Origin of the sequence: Stenotrophomonas sp. PS02289 (genome assembly GCF_029960115.1) — a bacterium.
GTDB lineage: Bacteria > Pseudomonadota > Gammaproteobacteria > Xanthomonadales > Xanthomonadaceae > Stenotrophomonas.
This window is the reverse complement of sequence record NZ_JASCOZ010000350.1, coordinates 1-708: the sequence shown is the minus strand read 5'-3', so window position 1 is coordinate 708 and position 708 is coordinate 1. Positions and strand designations below refer to the sequence as shown.

General features: G+C 68.5%; 1 protein-coding gene and 1 pseudogene. One reads left to right on the top strand and one right to left on the bottom strand.

Annotated elements, in window-relative coordinates; genetic code table 11:
- Nucleotides 1-206 (bottom strand): annotated as a pseudogene (locus tag QMX83_RS21565) (signal recognition particle-docking protein FtsY); the annotation flags it as partial.
- A 134-nt stretch (nucleotides 207-340) separates the two neighbouring features.
- On the opposite strand from QMX83_RS21565, the gene QMX83_RS21560 reads away from it, so the two are divergent.
- Entirely contained in the window at nucleotides 341-640 is a 300-nt protein-coding gene (locus QMX83_RS21560) for a hypothetical protein (protein WP_282298666.1), read from the top strand.
- Nucleotides 641-708 lie beyond the last annotated feature (68 nt).

The following is a 708-nucleotide window of genomic DNA, read 5'->3' as shown; positions in this document are numbered from 1 at the left end:
CCGCCGGGCTCTGCCGGGCTGTGCGTCGATGCATCATCTTCCAGCCGGGCAGAGCCCGGCTCTACAACGGCGTCCGGCGGCGTCGCCGCATCGGGCTCCGGTGCCTGCGGGAAGGCCGCGGCCAGTTCATCGGCCGAATAGTGCTGGGTCTTGGGCGCGTCCTGCGGAGCGTCCTGGGGCTTCTTGCGGCGGAAAAAACTGAGCATGGGCAAAAGGCGCTGATTTTCAGAGGGATATGCTACCACCCGGGCCTGTTGGGCCCGCGTGCATTCAAGTTCGGCCGCCGGGTGCCGTTAACAGCCCCGGAGGACCCCGTCGTGGCGGTCCAGGGGGGTATCGCATGAGCAGCATCATGGCCATTGCCGGCAGTGGCATGCGCGCCGCCCAGCAGGGTGTGCAGGTCGCCGCGCACAACGTGGCCAATCTGCCGACCCCCGATGCCCAGCGGCTGCAGCTGCAGCGCAGTACCGCGGCCGACGGTGGGGTGCAGACGTCGGTCGGCACCACCGCCGAGGACCCCACCGCGCCGCTGGCTGACCTGATCGCCGCGCGCACCGAGGTATTGGCGTTCAAGGCCAACGCAATGGTGTTGCGACGTGCCGACGAGATGCTGGGAAGCCTGTTCGACGATAGAGCCTGATACCGGTAGCGCCGGCCGTTGGCCGGCCCATGCACATCCGGATGGGTTCATGCGGAGCCGGCCAACGG

Bases quoted from the DNA above. Each gene is read 5' to 3' on its own strand.
- QMX83_RS21560 (WP_282298666.1), top strand. From the start codon at position 341: ATGAGCAGCATCATGGCCATTGCCGGCAGTGGCATGCGCGCCGCCCAG.